We start from the raw sequence: 12,786 nt of genomic DNA on the forward strand, positions 1-12,786 counted from the left end.
GCTAAACCTAATCTTCTTCGGCAATGGTGACCTTCATGCCATCCAACTCACTCGTGAGCGGGATCTGGCACGAGAGGCGCGAATTCTCATCGCGGTGATCGCTGGAATCGAGAAGGTCATCCTCGTCCACGTCCAGCGCCGGAAGCTTGTCCTTGAACGCCGGATCGACATGCACATGGCACGTCGCGCAGGAACAGCAGCCGCCGCACAGAGCCAGCAGCTCGTCAAAGCCGTTATCGCGGATCGCTTCCATCACGGTCAGGCCGTCTTCGACCTCGATAGTGGTCTCTTCACCTGCACGGTTGACGACAGTAAGCTTGGGCATGGACTTGCAATTCCTCTTGTTTGAAGCGAGGCGGAGCTAGGCAATCATGCCGGTATTGGCAAGGATGGACGAACAATGGGGCTGACCGCTCAGCAGATCAAACACGCGCTGGACGAGGTTGCCAGCCGCGAACCGGCGATTGGTGCCGCGCTGGAAAAGGCGGGCTATCCCGAAACACGCATCCGCCCGACCGGATACAAGACCCTGCTGCGCACCATCGTCGGCCAGCAGGTGAGCGTCGCTGCGGCTACATCGATGTGGAACAAGCTGGAGGCCGAGCTGGGCGAAGACTTCACTCCGACCTGCCTGCTCGAACGCGATTTCGACACGCTGCGTGCCTGCGGCCTTTCGCGCCAGAAGCAGGGCTATGCGCGGTCCTTGTGCGAACTGGTGAGCGCAGGCGAAGTCGATTTCGACAACCTTCCGGAAGATGACGAAGAGGCCATCGAGGAACTCACCAGGATCAAGGGCATCGGCCGCTGGTCAGCCGAAATCTACCTGCTCTTCGCCGAGGGCCGCCCCGATATCTGGCCCGCGGGGGATCTCGCGGTGATGGCCGGGATCGGCAAAATCCTCGGGATGGAGGAACGCCCGGACGAAAAGGCCACCCGCGCGCTGGCCGAACCGTGGCGCCCTCACCGAGGTGCGACGGCGATCTTCACCTGGCACTGTTACAACAATCCGGCGTTGTAGATTGTTCAAGGCTACAAGTTTTAAGGAAATCTTTACTACCCTATTGCCATTGCCCAAACAGACATCTACCAGCTTGGCTATCAAAACGAATTTGAAATATAAGGGATTTAATATGTTTGGGAAAGTACTGGCCGGCGTTGCGGCTATCAGTCTTGTCGCTGCACCTGTTGCCGCGCAGGAAGCCTCCATTGAACGCAGCGCTGCTGCCATCACTCAGGGCGAAGGCCTCGAAGGCGAGAATTCTACCGGTTTGCTCGCTATGCTCGCTGTAATTGCCATTATTGTAACGACTGCGATTATCGTTTCTGACGATGACGATGCTGACGACCAGCCGACAAGCCCGTAATTAGGCTCCGGCATGCTATTAGAAAAAGGGCGCCTCAAGGCGCCCTTTTTTGTGCGTGGAATAATTGTTGCCGAGCATCACCCATTGAAGAGCTTTAGGTTGGCAACACGTCTACGGCTCCCTACCTGCCCCTGACGGGACCAACAGGGAGCCAACATGTCCAACACCACCGCCGCCGACCGCATCTCCGACACACCGATGATCCCGCGCGATCACCTGTTCGGCAATCCCACCCGTTCGGGCGGACGTATCAGCCCCGATGGCAACTGGGTCAGCTGGATGGCCCCATGGGAAGGCGTGATGAACGTGTTTGTCGCTCCTGCCGATGACCCTGGCAGTGCGCGCCGGATGACCAGCGTCAAGGATCGCCCGATCCCGCAGCATCTGTGGTCACCCGACAGCAAGAGCCTGCTCTACATCCGCGATCACGAAGGCGACGAGAATTACCTCCTCTACCAGGTCAACCTTGAAGGGACCGAGGAGAAGTGCCTCACCCCGTTCGAGAACACCCGTATTCAGCTGATCGGCGGTTCGGAGACGATCCGTGACAAGATCCTTATCGGCGTGAACAATCGCGACGCGCGTTTCCACGATCCCCATCTGCTCAACCTGACGACCGGCGAGCTCTCGCTGGTGTTCGAGAACAATGAATGGGCCGGATTTGGCGCGGACGACAGCCTGACGCTGCGCTGGGCCATGCGCCAGAACGCCAAGGGTGGCACCGACATGCACGAAATCATCGATGGCAAGGTGGCCGAAGAACCGCGCGAAAGCACCGGACTGGACGATGCGATGACCACGGGCATGGCCGGATACACCACCGATGGCAGCACGCTCTATTGGTACGACGGCCGCGGGCGGAACACAGCCGCGCTCTATGCAGAAGATACCGCAACGGGCGAGCGGACGCTGATCGCCGAGCACGACAAGGCCGATATCAGCGGCACCATGCGCGATACCAAGACGGGTGTCGTCCAGGCATGGAGCGCAACCTATCTGCGCACTGAACACCACGCGATTCACGAAGGGATTGGCGCTTCACTGGACTGGCTGCGCGAGCAGCTTGAGGGCGACTTTGGCGTTATGTCGCGCACCGATGATGACTTGCGCTGGCTGGTGTGGAACGATCCGATGACGGGTCCGCTCGCCTGCTATCTTTATGACCGCGAAACCGAAACGCTGACGCAGTTCTACGTTACCAAGCCCGAACTGGAAGGCGCGCCGCTGGAGCCGATGCATCCGGTCGAAATCCCCGCGCGCGACGGGCTGACCCTGCCAAGCTATCTCACCCTGCCGGGTGGCTCCGATCCGTTTGCGACAGGGAAACCCGTCGAGCCTGCACCAATGGTCCTGTTGGTGCACGGCGGCCCATGGGCGCGAGACACCTATGGTTACAATCGTGCTCACCAATGGCTCGCCAACCGCGGCTATGCCGTGCTGAGCGTGAACTACCGTGGCTCCACCGGCTTCGGCAAAGATTTTGTCAATGCCGCCAACCGCGAATGGGCGGGCAAGATGCACGACGACCTGATCGATGCGGTTGAATGGGCCGTAAGTGAAGGCATTGCCGAGCGCGACAAAGTTGCGATCATGGGCGGCTCCTACGGCGGTTATGCCACGCTGGTCGGCCTGACCTTTACGCCGGACGTGTTCGCCTGCGGTGTCGATATTGTCGGCCCATCCAATCTCGAAACACTACTCAAGACCATCCCGCCCTATTGGGAGCCGATGGTAAAGCAGTTCCATGAGCGCATGGGCGATCCGACCACGGCCGAGGGTCGCGAGTACCTCAAGTCGATCTCGCCACTCTACAAGGCGAGCGAGATAACCAAACCGCTGCTGATCGGCCAAGGCGCCAACGATCCGCGCGTGAAGCAGGCTGAAAGCGACCAGATCGTGGAAGCGATGGAGCGCGATGGCGTGCCCGTCACCTACGTTCTGTTCCCCGACGAAGGCCACGGCTTCCATCGCCCGGAAAACAACATCGCCTTCAACGCGATTGCCGAGAATTTCCTTGCTGAAGTGCTGGGCGGCCGTGCGGAGCCTGTGGGCGATGTGCTGGGCGCTTCGACAGCTGACATCCGCGTGGGCAAGGAGCACGTGGGGCTTTAGTTGACATGAATGTCAGTAGTGATAAGCCTTTTGGTATGACTGACTACAAGAGCATTTTCATCACAGGCGGCGGCAGCGGAATTGGCCGTGCGGTTGCGCAGCGCTTTTCGCGTGGCAGCTGGTTTGTCGGCCTCGCCGATATTGACGAGGCAGGCATGGCCGAAACCGGCGCTTTGCTGCCCGAAGGCACGTGGTCATCGCACAAGCTGGATGTGCGCGATCCCGAACAATGGGAACGCGCGCTCAAGGATTTCCACCTCGCCTGCGGTGGCCGGATTGATGCACTCGCCAACAATGCCGGAGTGCCGCTGGGCGGCATGCTGCACGATCTCTCGATCGAGGAGATCGACCGCACGCTCGACATCAATCTCAATGGCGTGATCTACGGTGCACGTGCAGCCTATCCGTACCTGAAAGAAGCGGGTCCGGGGTCGTGCCTCGTCAACACGTGCAGCGCAGCAGGACTGTATGGCCAGGGCGGCATGACGATCTACTGCGCCAGCAAGTTCGGTGTGCGCGCCATCACCGAAAGCCTCGATATCGAATGGGCGGGTGATGGCATTCGTGTGACCGACGTTATGCCGAGCTACATCGACACCCCGTTGCTCCGGCATTCGAGCCACGCCAAGAGCAACAAGCCGATCCGCGAAAGCGTGAAGAGCGCGGGCCTTGAATTCACTCCAGTGGAAGAAGTGGCGGAAACGTTCTGGCGCGCCGTCCACGGCAGCAAGCTACACAATCCGATTGGCAAGACCGCCCAGCTCGTTGCCCGCGCTGCACGCTGGATGCCGGGCTACATTCGCAGCAAATCGCGCAAGCTGGTGGACCGCGGCGATAAGCTGATGGGTTGACGCGCAACCTCTCTGACCGGATAGCAGGACGCTTAGACGAGAGGCAAAGCATGCGAGCACGTAAAGGCATTTTCATTACTGGCGGCGGCAGCGGCATCGGCCGCGCTATGGCGCAGCATTTTGCAGCCCAGGGCTGGATGGTCGGCATTTCCGATCTCAACCAGCAGGGGATGGATGAGACCAAGGCGCTGCTTCCCGATGGCCAATGCAAGACCTACAAGTTCGACGTCACCGACCGCGAAGCGTGGGACGAGGCGCTGAAGGATTTCACCCTCGTCACAGGTGGCCAGCTTCACGTGCTCGCCAACAATGCCGGCCTCCCCTCGGGCGGCCCGCTGACCGAAGTGACGCATGAGGAAATGGACCTGCTGCTCGACGTAAACCTGCGCGCAGTGTTCTATGGCGCGAAGGCGGCCTTCCCCTACCTCAAGGCGGCAGCGCCCGGATCATGCCTGCTCAACACCGCCAGCGCGGCTGCGATCTACGGCATGGCGAACCAGAGCGTTTATGGCGCAACCAAGGCGGGCGTGCGCAGCATGACCGAGAGCCTGGAAGCCGAATGGAGCCATTTGGGCATCAAGGTCCGATCCATCATGCCCAGCTTCATCGACACACCGCTGCTGCAGAACCCGCCCAACCGCAGCCGCAACACCCCGATCCGCGATAGCGTGGTGAAAGCGGGTCTCGAGTTTACGCCGGTGGAGGAAGTCGCGCAGGAAGCGTGGAACGCGGTGCATGGTGACAAGGTTCACACGCTCGTCGGCAAGACCGCGCGCAAGATGGGCTTTATCGGAAAGTTCTTCCCCGGCGTGCTGCGCAAACGCGCGCGCACTCTCGCCAAGGCACATGAGGACAGCGAAGGCCGCCCGGCTAGGAGCTAGGCAAGGTCGGCTGCCATCGCCGCGAGCTTGCGAACGGTGTTCATATTGCGGCCCGTGCCGGTTTTCGCAGCAGGAACGACCATTTTCGATGTGCCCATACCGCTCGGGTAGTGTACAAAAACCTCGCGCTCGCCGGGTGCGAGCTGTTCGTCTGCCTGATGCCGGATTCCGTCGATTGACGGTGCCTCATCGGTGAAGATCACCAGCAACTGGTTGCCCGCCGCGTCAGGAAACGGATTACGCGTCTCCACATCAGCGATTTCGTCGGCAGTGCGCAGGATCAGGTCCGGGCACCAGCCAAACGCCTTGGTAATGACCGCAGTCAACTGCGCCCTGACGGCCTCGACATCGTCCGGGCCGGTGAACACGAGATTACCACTCGCGATATAGCTCCTGACATCGGGAAAGCCGGACTTGGCCAATGCTTCCCGCAGCGGCGCCATCGCGATCTTGCCGGTGCCACCCACATTCACCGCACGCAGCAGGACTATCCAGGTGGTCACGCGACCAGCGCATCCATATCCGCCGCCAGCCGCATGTCCCGCTCTGACAAGCCATCGGCATCGTGCGTCGTCAACGTCACTTCCACCCGGTTGTAGACGTTGAACCATTCAGGGTGGTGGTCCTGCTTTTCCGCGAGGATCGCGACGCGGCTCATAAAGCCCCATGCCTCGACGAAATCGACGAATTCGAACGTGCGCTTGATAGCATCACCATCGCGGTCAAAGTGCCAGCCGGTGAGCTTGGCGAGACCGGCTTCGGCTTCTTCACGGGTCAGTTTGGCAACAGCCATTGGTATTCCTTTTCTTGCGGCGTCAGGGTCTTCCCCCTAACGCTTGCGGCGATGGAACCGTGCCGACTTTCCGCAAAAGACCTTGCCTGCCGCCGCGGAGAGCGGCTGCTGTTTACGGGTCTCTCGCTCGAACTCGGCGCGGGACAGGCGCTCCATGTGACAGGGCCGAACGGTACGGGCAAGTCCAGCCTGATCCGCATAGTCGCCGGATTGCTGCGGCCCTTTGCAGGTCACGTCGAGCATTCGGGCAGCATGGGCCTACTGGACGAAAGGCTCGCGCTCGACGAGCACCTGCCGCTCGGCAAGGCGCTCCGCTTTTGGGAGCAGGTGGACAGCTGCAGCGATCCGGCAATGTCGCTTGCCACAATGCAGATCGAGGACCTGCTCGAAGTGCCTGTGCGATACCTCTCCACCGGCCAGCGCAAGCGTGCCGCCATTGCACGGCTGCTGAACGGCGGGCGGAATATCTGGCTGCTCGATGAGCCGTTCAACGGCCTCGACACGCAGGCGTGCGAGGCGCTTGAGGCGCTGCTCGCGCTGCATTGCGGCGGTGGCGGAATTGCGCTCGTTGCGAGCCACCAGAGTTTTACGATGGACGGCGTCAAGACGCTACACCTGCCGGAGTTCGAGGCATGAGCACGCTCGGCGCCTTGCTCAAGCGCGATCTCGCGGCCTTCCTGCCCGGTTCAACACGCGGCAATTCGCTGCTGCCGCTGTTGTTCTTCCTCGCGGTAGCGATGCTCTATCCCTTCGCCATTGGGCCGGACGCAGAGCTGCTCGCTGCAACAGGTGGCGGAGTGATCTGGGTTGCTGCCCTGCTTGCTGCCATCCTGCCACTCGACCGTCTGCTCGCGCCCGATGTCGAGAACGGTTTCTTCGACCAGTGGGCATTGCGCGGAATAGCCGAGGAAATGGTGGTCGCGGTGCGCCTGCTCGCCCACTGGCTGAGCTTCGGTCCCTTCATCATCCTCGCCGCCTTCCCTGCAAGCGCGCTGGTTGGCATCGACAATGAAACGCTGCACACGGTGCTGCTCGGCCTGCTCGCGGGAACGCCCGGCCTTGCCGCCATCGGCATTATCATCGCCTCGGTGACGGTCGGCCTCAAAGGCAATGCAGCGCTTTCCGGCCTGCTCACCATCCCCCTCGCCGTTCCGCTGCTGATATTCGGCGCAGGCTCGCTATCGAGCGGCGGCGAAGGCGGTATTGCGCTCACCGGAGCGATCAGTCTGGTACTGGTCGCGATAGCGCCGTTTGCTGGAGGAGCCGCGATCAGGGCTGCGCGAGAAGGCTAACGTAACTGCCCCTGGCTTGCGCACGAATGAATCCTGGGACAAAACAATAACGAAAATAAAAATACAGGGAGCATGCCATGAAGTTTCTCGATAAGTACACTGACCACGCCTACGCACTGCTGCGCATCATGAGCGGACTGATGTTCGTGCAGCACGGCACGCAGAAGTTCTTCGATTTCCCAAAAGAGGGGCCGGGAGAGCTTGCCCCGATGATGCTTGGTGCCGCCACCATCGAAGTCATCGGCGGCGTCCTGATCGCTATTGGTTTGTTCACGCGACCCGCAGCCTTCATTGCATCGGGTATGTCCGCGGTCGGATACTGGATGTTCCACGCACCGGGCGGTTTCTACCCGATCAACAACGGCGGTGAGCTGATCGCGCTCTATTGCTTCGCCTTCCTGTTCATCGCCACCAAGGGCGCAGGGATCTGGAGCGTGGACGCGGCCATGGCGAAACCGGACGCCGAGTGAGCCGTCAATACGGCGGGTGGTAGTCATCCCGCTGCAGGGTCAGCATGTAATCAACAAGCAGCTCGACCTCGTCTTCCTCGAGGTAGAAATCCATCTGCTCGGGGTAATTGTGCGCCTGGGTGAGCCAGTGGGTCAGCGTTTCCCGGGTAAGGCCCTGCGTGTTCGCGATAACCGGCCATTCGGGCGCAGCGGGGTTGGGTGACAGGCCGTAAGCCTCCACCGAGTGGCAGCCTGCACATGCGGCCTGCGCCAGCGCAAGGCCTTCCGAACCCTCGTCAGCAGCAGCCTGCGTCTGCACCGGACTTTCCGCACCAGCATGCTGACAAGCCGCCAGGATCAGTGCTCCGGCTGCGATAAGAACGGATTTCAATTGCATCGTCAGTCTCCCTCAGCCTGTCTGACGGAGGTTGTAGCAGGCTTATGCCCGCATGAAATTGACGCAGATCAATAAGGCGGTTTGTGCAGGCCCTTGGGCGAACTCGTGAAAATCTCGGCCCCGTCTTCGGTAATGCCGATCGAGTGTTCGAACTGCGCGGACAGTGACTTGTCGCGTGTTACCGCGGTCCAGCCGTCGTTAAGCAGTTTCACATGCGGGCGGCCCAGATTGATCATCGGTTCGATGGTCATGAACATGCCCGCCTTCAGTTCCGGCCCGCTGCCCGCGCGCGCCGCGTGGACCACTTCGGGAGCATCATGGAACAGGCGCCCAAGGCCATGCCCGCAGAAATCGCGCACGACGCCGTAGCGTTGCCGCTCGGCATGCTGCTGGATCGCCGCACCGATATCACCCAGCCGCGCGCCGGGGCGCACCTGTGCAATACCGATCATCAGACACTCATAGGTGACTTCGACGAGTTTCTTGGCCTTGAGCGATGGCTCGCCCGCAAAGAACATGCGGCTCGTGTCGCCATGCCAGCCGTCAAGCAGCGGGGTAACATCGATATTGACGATATCGCCTTCCTTCAGGCGCTTGTCAGACGGGATGCCGTGGCACACCACGTGGTTGATCGAGATGCAGCAGCTGTGCGTGTAGCCGCGATAGCCGAGCGTTGCCGGAACCGCGCCGCCATCAAGCGTCATCTGCCGCACAATATCGTCCAACTCGCCTGTGGTGACACCGGGCTGCACACGCTCGGTCATCTCGTCGAGTATCTGCGCCGCCAGCTGGCCTGCCTTACGCATGCCTTCATAGCCTTCGGGCCCGTGCAGCTTGATCGTGCCATCACGGTAGACGGACATGTCATCGGTTACGTGCTGATATTGAGTCATGGCGGCTATGTAGGCGATCTGCGCTGCAATTGCGAGACGGTCTTATTGCGGTGCGCCAAATGCCTCGCGATACTGGGGCTTAACGATTTCCAGGATCTGTTCATCCACCACGAATGTGAATTCGTACGAACCCTCTGCATAAGGCCCGGCAAGGTAGGGCGCGATCTGGATGCCGATCCGGTCGAAACGCTCGCCAGAGCTTGATCCCAAGAGGAGGTTCGTTTCGTCCGGCGTGATGCAGGAATTGAACCCGTCGCCAGCTTCCTGATCCACCGGCATACCGCGCCGCTGTTCTCGCTCCGCATTGAGCGCATCACAAAGCCGCTCTCCCAATGCACCGTCCAGAGCCTCTGCCGAGGTGAACATGGCAATCGGCTCCAGCGCGCGATCATTGGCCTTGTCCCACACAATCGCGTCAAATCCGTAATTCGGATGCGCCCCGCCTTGATAGCTGTCGAGCGCCGCGGACAGGCTAAGCCAGCCGGGCAGGTCCGCCACCACTTCCCACGCGGTGCCACTGGAATAAGAATTGAACGGGAAGCCGTTGCTACGCGCCCGCTCGCGCCCCTCGGCTGCTTCTGCTGCCAGCGCCTGGCGCCGACGGTCCAGCAGCTGATCGAGCCATTGCGCCAGCTGCGGGATTTCGCCTGCCGCCTGCGGATAGGAATACTCGAAGAAAAACAGGTCGGTTTCTTCCGATACTGTCCGCGCTCCACCAACCGGAACAGGAGACACTGTGCCGTCAGGCAATTCCACATCGGGTGGCCGGGGCGGGTCATTCGGGTCAGCGGGAGCCGAAAACATGTCACAGCCCGCCAGCAGCAGGGCAGATGCCAAAACACATGTGATTCTTGGACTTCTCACAAACGCGCTCTTCCCAAACGCAGCGGAAAACGGCAAGCGATATTGCATGACTATTGCAACTGATCTGATCCAGCCGGATCGCGGGCAGGATGCCATCGCGATCCACCTCGTCAACACAGACGGGTTCGATGAATTCGCCAAGGGATTGAGCGGCCCGCAACGCGCCGCGCTTGCCGCGCAAAAGTTCAAGGGCGGCGGATACCAGGTTGGTATTGTGCCCGATGGAGACAGCTGGTTTGCCGTTGGCGGAGTGGCCAATCCGGAAGAGCTTTCCAGCTGGTGCCTTGCCAAACTGGCGGACGACCTGCCCGAAGGCACCTATCGCCTTGCCGACCGTCAGCCCGGTGCTGCCAAATTCGGCTGGCTGACCGCGCAATACGAATTCACCCGCTACAAGCAGGATGACGATGCCGAAGGACCGCGCGTCCTGCTGACCAAGGATGTTGCCAAGATCGACATGGTGGTTGCCGAGGCGCAGGCGAGCTCGCTCGTCGCTGACCTCGTCAACACCCCGGCAGAGGACATGGGGCCAGCCGCGCTGGAAGAGGAAGCCGAGCGGATCGCCAAGGACAACAAGGCCGATTTCACCGTCATCCGCGGAGATGCGCTGGAGACCGGCTATCCGATGGTCCACGCTGTGGGCCGCGCCGCCGCGCGCAGCCATGCGCCGCGCCTGCTGCAGATCGAATGGGGCGATGAAAGCCACCCGCGTGTTGCCATTGTCGGCAAGGGCGTGTGCTTCGATTCGGGCGGTCTTTCGATGAAATCACCGCGCGGCATGCTGCTGATGAAGAAGGACATGGGCGGAGGTGCCCACGCGCTGGCGCTCGCTGACCTGATCATGAAGACAGGCCTCAAGGTCCGGCTCCACTGCATTGTCCCGGCGGTCGAAAACTCGGTGGCGGGCAATGCCTTCCGCCCCGGTGACGTGCTCGACAGCCGCAAGGGACTGACGGTAGAAATCAGCAATACCGATGCCGAAGGTCGCCTGATCCTTGGCGATGCGCTGCACCTTGCCAGCGAGCATGATCCCGAATTGATCATCGACTTTGCGACGCTGACCGGCGCAGCGCGCGTTGCCGTGGGTCCGGACCTCCCTGCCCTGTTCACCCGGCGGGACGAGACCGCCGAACAGCTGATCGGCGCGGGCAAGGCGCACGATGACGAACCGTGGCGTCTGCCACTGTGGGATCCCTATGCCGAGTACCTGAAGTCCTCGATCGCCGACACCAACAACTCGCACTCCAACGGCTATGCCGGGGCAAGCGTGGCGGCGAACTTCCTCGACAAGTTTGTTGGTGACGATATCGACTGGGCGCACTTCGATACCTTCGCATGGCGCCCCTTCTCCAAACCCGGTCGCCCCAAGGGCGGCGCGGCACTGGGTCTGCGCGCGGCGTTCCACATGCTGCGCGGTCGCTACGGCTAAGCGGCAAACTTGTGCACGAAGGCTCCTGCGTCTAAGCGCGGCCTTTCGGTTTTTAACACTATTCAGGACGGGCATTGAGCCAGAACGATACCATGACCGGCAACAGTCAAACGCAGGGACCTTTTGTCCTGAGCAGTGCTGTTACGCGACCTGATCCGCACAAGGTGCCGCTCCGCGGGGATCTGGCGCATATTGCACTCGCCGGAAAGCACTTTGTTCCGCACTATGCCGTGCCCCAACCGCGCACGGTGATGCCGGGGGGTGCACCGCTGTTGACCGCGCCTGACGATGCGGCAGAGGAACTGTGCGTCCTGATGGAAGGCGACAGCTTTGAAGTGCTGGATGTCGCGGGCAAATGGGCCTGGGGCTGCCTCTCTGTCGAAGGCCCCGTGGGCTACATCCGCGCAGACCGGCTGGAAGCCACAGTCTAATGACGCACACCGTCTTCATCGACGGCGCCGAAGGCACGACCGGCCTTGAGATTGCCGACCGGCTGGAAGGCCGCGAGGAATTCGAGATCATCCGTCTCAGCGATGCCGAGCGCAAGGATCCCGATTGCCGCCGCACTGCACTGAACTTTGCCGATTTTGCTATCCTGTGCCTGCCTGATGAAGCAGCAGTGGAAGCCGTGGCCATGCTCAATGAGGACGGCAACACACGTGTCATCGATGCATCGTCAGCGCATCGCGGCGCACCGGGGTGGACCTATGGCTTTCCCGAACTTGTCGGTCCGCAGGCGATCGTCAATGCGAAGCGTGTGGCCAACCCCGGGTGTTATCCCACTGGCTTTCTGGCGCTGATGGCTCCGCTCATCCGTGCACGCCTTCTGCCGCGTGACTGGCCTTACACGGTCAGCGGTGTTTCGGGCTATTCGGGCGGTGGCAAGGGCCTGATCAAGCGGTTCGAGGATGAAAGCGATATCGCCTATCGCGCCTATGGCATGTCGCTCGACCACAAGCATCTCACTGAAATGAAGAGCAAGGCCGGGCTGGAGCACAACCCGGTTTTCGCCCCTGCCGTCGTGCCCGCCTTCCGCGGCATGATCGTGGAAGTGCCGGTGCACATCGCCGCCATGCGTAACGCCGCGAAAGCGGAAAAACTGCGCGCAGAGCTCGCCCGCTATTATGCCGAGGCACCGCTTGTGACTGTGCATGAAGACCAGCCGGACGAGCTGGTTCTTCGACGCGAGCAGGGCCCGTCTGACCGGCTTGACCTGTGGGTCTGTTCCGATGCCGATGAGGAAACGGTACGACTCATCGCACGGCTCGATAATCTCGGTAAAGGCGCCAGCGGAGCGGCGGTGCAGTCGCTCAATCTCATGTCCGGATCAGACGAGCTGGCCGGACTGCGCATCTAGGCACTCTCATCATGCCTATCAATTAGGCACGCCTGCCCGAAATTTGACCAGAATTCCTGCGCCGGCAGGCCCGGTTTCATCCCCCGCCCTGACCCGAGTGCCGC

Annotated in this window: 17 protein-coding genes; 11 read left to right on the forward strand and 6 right to left on the reverse strand. The window is 61.2% G+C overall.

What is annotated here, in order from left to right; all coding sequences use genetic code 11:
- Positions 1–7 precede the first annotated feature (7 nt).
- The gene (locus tag OOZ52_RS04375) at positions 8–325 is read right to left on the reverse strand and encodes a 2Fe-2S iron-sulfur cluster-binding protein (RefSeq protein WP_274697286.1); all 318 of its coding nucleotides are present in this window, start codon (positions 323–325) and stop codon (positions 8–10) included.
- A 75-nt stretch (positions 326–400) separates the two neighbouring features.
- On the opposite strand from OOZ52_RS04375, the gene OOZ52_RS04380 reads away from it, so the two are divergent.
- The 5 genes from OOZ52_RS04380 (at position 401) to OOZ52_RS04400 (ending at position 5,208) form a co-directional block, all read left to right on the forward strand.
- Entirely contained in the window at positions 401–1,018 is a 618-nt protein-coding gene (locus OOZ52_RS04380; protein ID WP_274697287.1) for a DNA-3-methyladenine glycosylase family protein, read from the forward strand.
- Between the two features lie 112 nt (positions 1,019–1,130).
- Positions 1,131–1,364 carry a hypothetical protein gene (locus OOZ52_RS04385; RefSeq protein WP_274697288.1) on the forward strand — a complete coding sequence of 78 codons (234 nt, stop codon included), beginning with the start codon at positions 1,131–1,133 and terminating at the stop codon, positions 1,362–1,364.
- A 156-nt stretch (positions 1,365–1,520) separates the two neighbouring features.
- Positions 1,521–3,476 (forward strand): S9 family peptidase, encoded by a 1,956-nt coding sequence (locus OOZ52_RS04390; protein ID WP_274697289.1) that lies wholly within the window; start codon positions 1,521–1,523, stop codon positions 3,474–3,476.
- 35 nt (positions 3,477–3,511) lie between these two features.
- Positions 3,512–4,327, forward strand: coding sequence for an SDR family oxidoreductase (locus OOZ52_RS04395; protein ID WP_274697290.1), 816 nt, complete (start codon positions 3,512–3,514; stop codon positions 4,325–4,327).
- Positions 4,328–4,377: 50 nt separating this feature from the next.
- Positions 4,378–5,208, forward strand: a complete 831-nt coding sequence (locus OOZ52_RS04400; RefSeq protein ID WP_274697291.1) for an SDR family oxidoreductase — start codon at positions 4,378–4,380, stop codon at positions 5,206–5,208.
- Here the strand turns inward: OOZ52_RS04400 and OOZ52_RS04405 are convergent.
- Positions 5,205–5,711, reverse strand: a complete 507-nt coding sequence (locus tag OOZ52_RS04405; protein ID WP_274697292.1) for a DUF1697 domain-containing protein — start codon at positions 5,709–5,711, stop codon at positions 5,205–5,207. The genes OOZ52_RS04400 and OOZ52_RS04405 overlap by 4 nt on opposite strands.
- Positions 5,708–6,001 (reverse strand): 4a-hydroxytetrahydrobiopterin dehydratase, encoded by a 294-nt coding sequence (locus OOZ52_RS04410; RefSeq protein ID WP_274697293.1) that lies wholly within the window; start codon positions 5,999–6,001, stop codon positions 5,708–5,710. The genes OOZ52_RS04405 and OOZ52_RS04410 overlap by 4 nt, the downstream gene beginning before the upstream one ends.
- Before the next feature lie 51 nt (positions 6,002–6,052).
- Here OOZ52_RS04410 and ccmA point away from each other — a divergent pair, with 51 nt between their 5' ends.
- From ccmA to OOZ52_RS04425, 3 genes are all read left to right on the forward strand, one after another.
- Positions 6,053–6,637 (forward strand): heme ABC exporter ATP-binding protein CcmA, encoded by a 585-nt coding sequence (gene ccmA / locus OOZ52_RS04415; RefSeq protein WP_274697294.1) that lies wholly within the window; start codon positions 6,053–6,055, stop codon positions 6,635–6,637.
- A complete protein-coding gene (locus OOZ52_RS04420; protein ID WP_274697295.1) occupies positions 6,634–7,293 on the forward strand; it encodes a heme exporter protein CcmB in 660 nt (219 codons plus the stop codon). Before ccmA ends, OOZ52_RS04420 begins: the two co-directional genes overlap by 4 nt.
- A 77-nt stretch (positions 7,294–7,370) precedes the next feature.
- On the forward strand, positions 7,371–7,763 hold the full coding sequence (locus tag OOZ52_RS04425) for a DoxX family protein (protein WP_274697296.1): 393 nt from the start codon (positions 7,371–7,373) through the stop codon (positions 7,761–7,763).
- A 4-nt stretch (positions 7,764–7,767) separates the two neighbouring features.
- Here OOZ52_RS04425 and OOZ52_RS04430 read toward each other — a convergent pair whose 3' ends face one another.
- From OOZ52_RS04430 to OOZ52_RS04440, 3 genes are all read right to left on the reverse strand, one after another.
- On the reverse strand, positions 7,768–8,139 hold the full coding sequence (locus OOZ52_RS04430; protein WP_274697297.1) for a c-type cytochrome: 372 nt from the start codon (positions 8,137–8,139) through the stop codon (positions 7,768–7,770).
- A 68-nt stretch (positions 8,140–8,207) separates the two neighbouring features.
- Positions 8,208–9,032: a type I methionyl aminopeptidase gene (gene map / locus OOZ52_RS04435; RefSeq protein ID WP_274697298.1), complete on the reverse strand. Its 825-nt coding sequence runs from the start codon at positions 9,030–9,032 to the stop codon at positions 8,208–8,210.
- Between the two features lie 42 nt (positions 9,033–9,074).
- A complete protein-coding gene (locus OOZ52_RS04440; RefSeq protein WP_274697299.1) occupies positions 9,075–9,836 on the reverse strand; it encodes a DUF4163 domain-containing protein in 762 nt (253 codons plus the stop codon).
- Positions 9,837–9,942: 106 nt separating this feature from the next.
- On the opposite strand from OOZ52_RS04440, the gene OOZ52_RS04445 reads away from it, so the two are divergent.
- From OOZ52_RS04445 to argC, 3 genes are all read left to right on the forward strand, one after another.
- Entirely contained in the window at positions 9,943–11,325 is a 1,383-nt protein-coding gene (locus tag OOZ52_RS04445; RefSeq protein WP_274697300.1) for a leucyl aminopeptidase family protein, read from the forward strand.
- 92 nt (positions 11,326–11,417) lie between these two features.
- A complete protein-coding gene (locus OOZ52_RS04450) occupies positions 11,418–11,756 on the forward strand; it encodes a hypothetical protein (RefSeq protein ID WP_274697301.1) in 339 nt (112 codons plus the stop codon).
- Positions 11,756–12,682: an N-acetyl-gamma-glutamyl-phosphate reductase gene (gene argC, locus OOZ52_RS04455; RefSeq protein WP_274697302.1), complete on the forward strand. Its 927-nt coding sequence runs from the start codon at positions 11,756–11,758 to the stop codon at positions 12,680–12,682. The genes OOZ52_RS04450 and argC overlap by 1 nt, the downstream gene beginning before the upstream one ends.
- Positions 12,683–12,786: the final 104 nt, after the last annotated feature.

The sequence above is a fragment of the Aurantiacibacter sp. D1-12 genome (assembly GCF_028858515.1).
Lineage (GTDB): Bacteria > Pseudomonadota > Alphaproteobacteria > Sphingomonadales > Sphingomonadaceae > Alteraurantiacibacter.

Bases quoted from the DNA above. Each gene is read 5' to 3' on its own strand.
- OOZ52_RS04445 (WP_274697300.1), top strand. From the start codon at position 9,943: ATGACTATTGCAACTGATCTGATCCAGCCGGATCGCGGGCAGGATGCC.
- OOZ52_RS04410 (WP_274697293.1), bottom strand. From the start codon at position 6,001: ATGGCTGTTGCCAAACTGACCCGTGAAGAAGCCGAAGCCGGTCTCGCC.
- argC (WP_274697302.1), top strand. From the start codon at position 11,756: ATGACGCACACCGTCTTCATCGACGGCGCCGAAGGCACGACCGGCCTT.
- OOZ52_RS04400 (WP_274697291.1), top strand. From the start codon at position 4,378: ATGCGAGCACGTAAAGGCATTTTCATTACTGGCGGCGGCAGCGGCATC.
- OOZ52_RS04430 (WP_274697297.1), bottom strand. From the start codon at position 8,139: ATGCAATTGAAATCCGTTCTTATCGCAGCCGGAGCACTGATCCTGGCG.
- map (WP_274697298.1), bottom strand. From the start codon at position 9,032: ATGACTCAATATCAGCACGTAACCGATGACATGTCCGTCTACCGTGAT.
- OOZ52_RS04380 (WP_274697287.1), top strand. From the start codon at position 401: ATGGGGCTGACCGCTCAGCAGATCAAACACGCGCTGGACGAGGTTGCC.
- OOZ52_RS04385 (WP_274697288.1), top strand. From the start codon at position 1,131: ATGTTTGGGAAAGTACTGGCCGGCGTTGCGGCTATCAGTCTTGTCGCT.
- OOZ52_RS04375 (WP_274697286.1), bottom strand. From the start codon at position 325: ATGCCCAAGCTTACTGTCGTCAACCGTGCAGGTGAAGAGACCACTATC.
- OOZ52_RS04450 (WP_274697301.1), top strand. From the start codon at position 11,418: ATGACCGGCAACAGTCAAACGCAGGGACCTTTTGTCCTGAGCAGTGCT.
- OOZ52_RS04420 (WP_274697295.1), top strand. From the start codon at position 6,634: ATGAGCACGCTCGGCGCCTTGCTCAAGCGCGATCTCGCGGCCTTCCTG.
- OOZ52_RS04395 (WP_274697290.1), top strand. From the start codon at position 3,512: ATGACTGACTACAAGAGCATTTTCATCACAGGCGGCGGCAGCGGAATT.
- ccmA (WP_274697294.1), top strand. From the start codon at position 6,053: ATGGAACCGTGCCGACTTTCCGCAAAAGACCTTGCCTGCCGCCGCGGA.
- OOZ52_RS04390 (WP_274697289.1), top strand. From the start codon at position 1,521: ATGTCCAACACCACCGCCGCCGACCGCATCTCCGACACACCGATGATC.
- OOZ52_RS04440 (WP_274697299.1), bottom strand. From the start codon at position 9,836: ATGTTTTCGGCTCCCGCTGACCCGAATGACCCGCCCCGGCCACCCGAT.
- OOZ52_RS04425 (WP_274697296.1), top strand. From the start codon at position 7,371: ATGAAGTTTCTCGATAAGTACACTGACCACGCCTACGCACTGCTGCGC.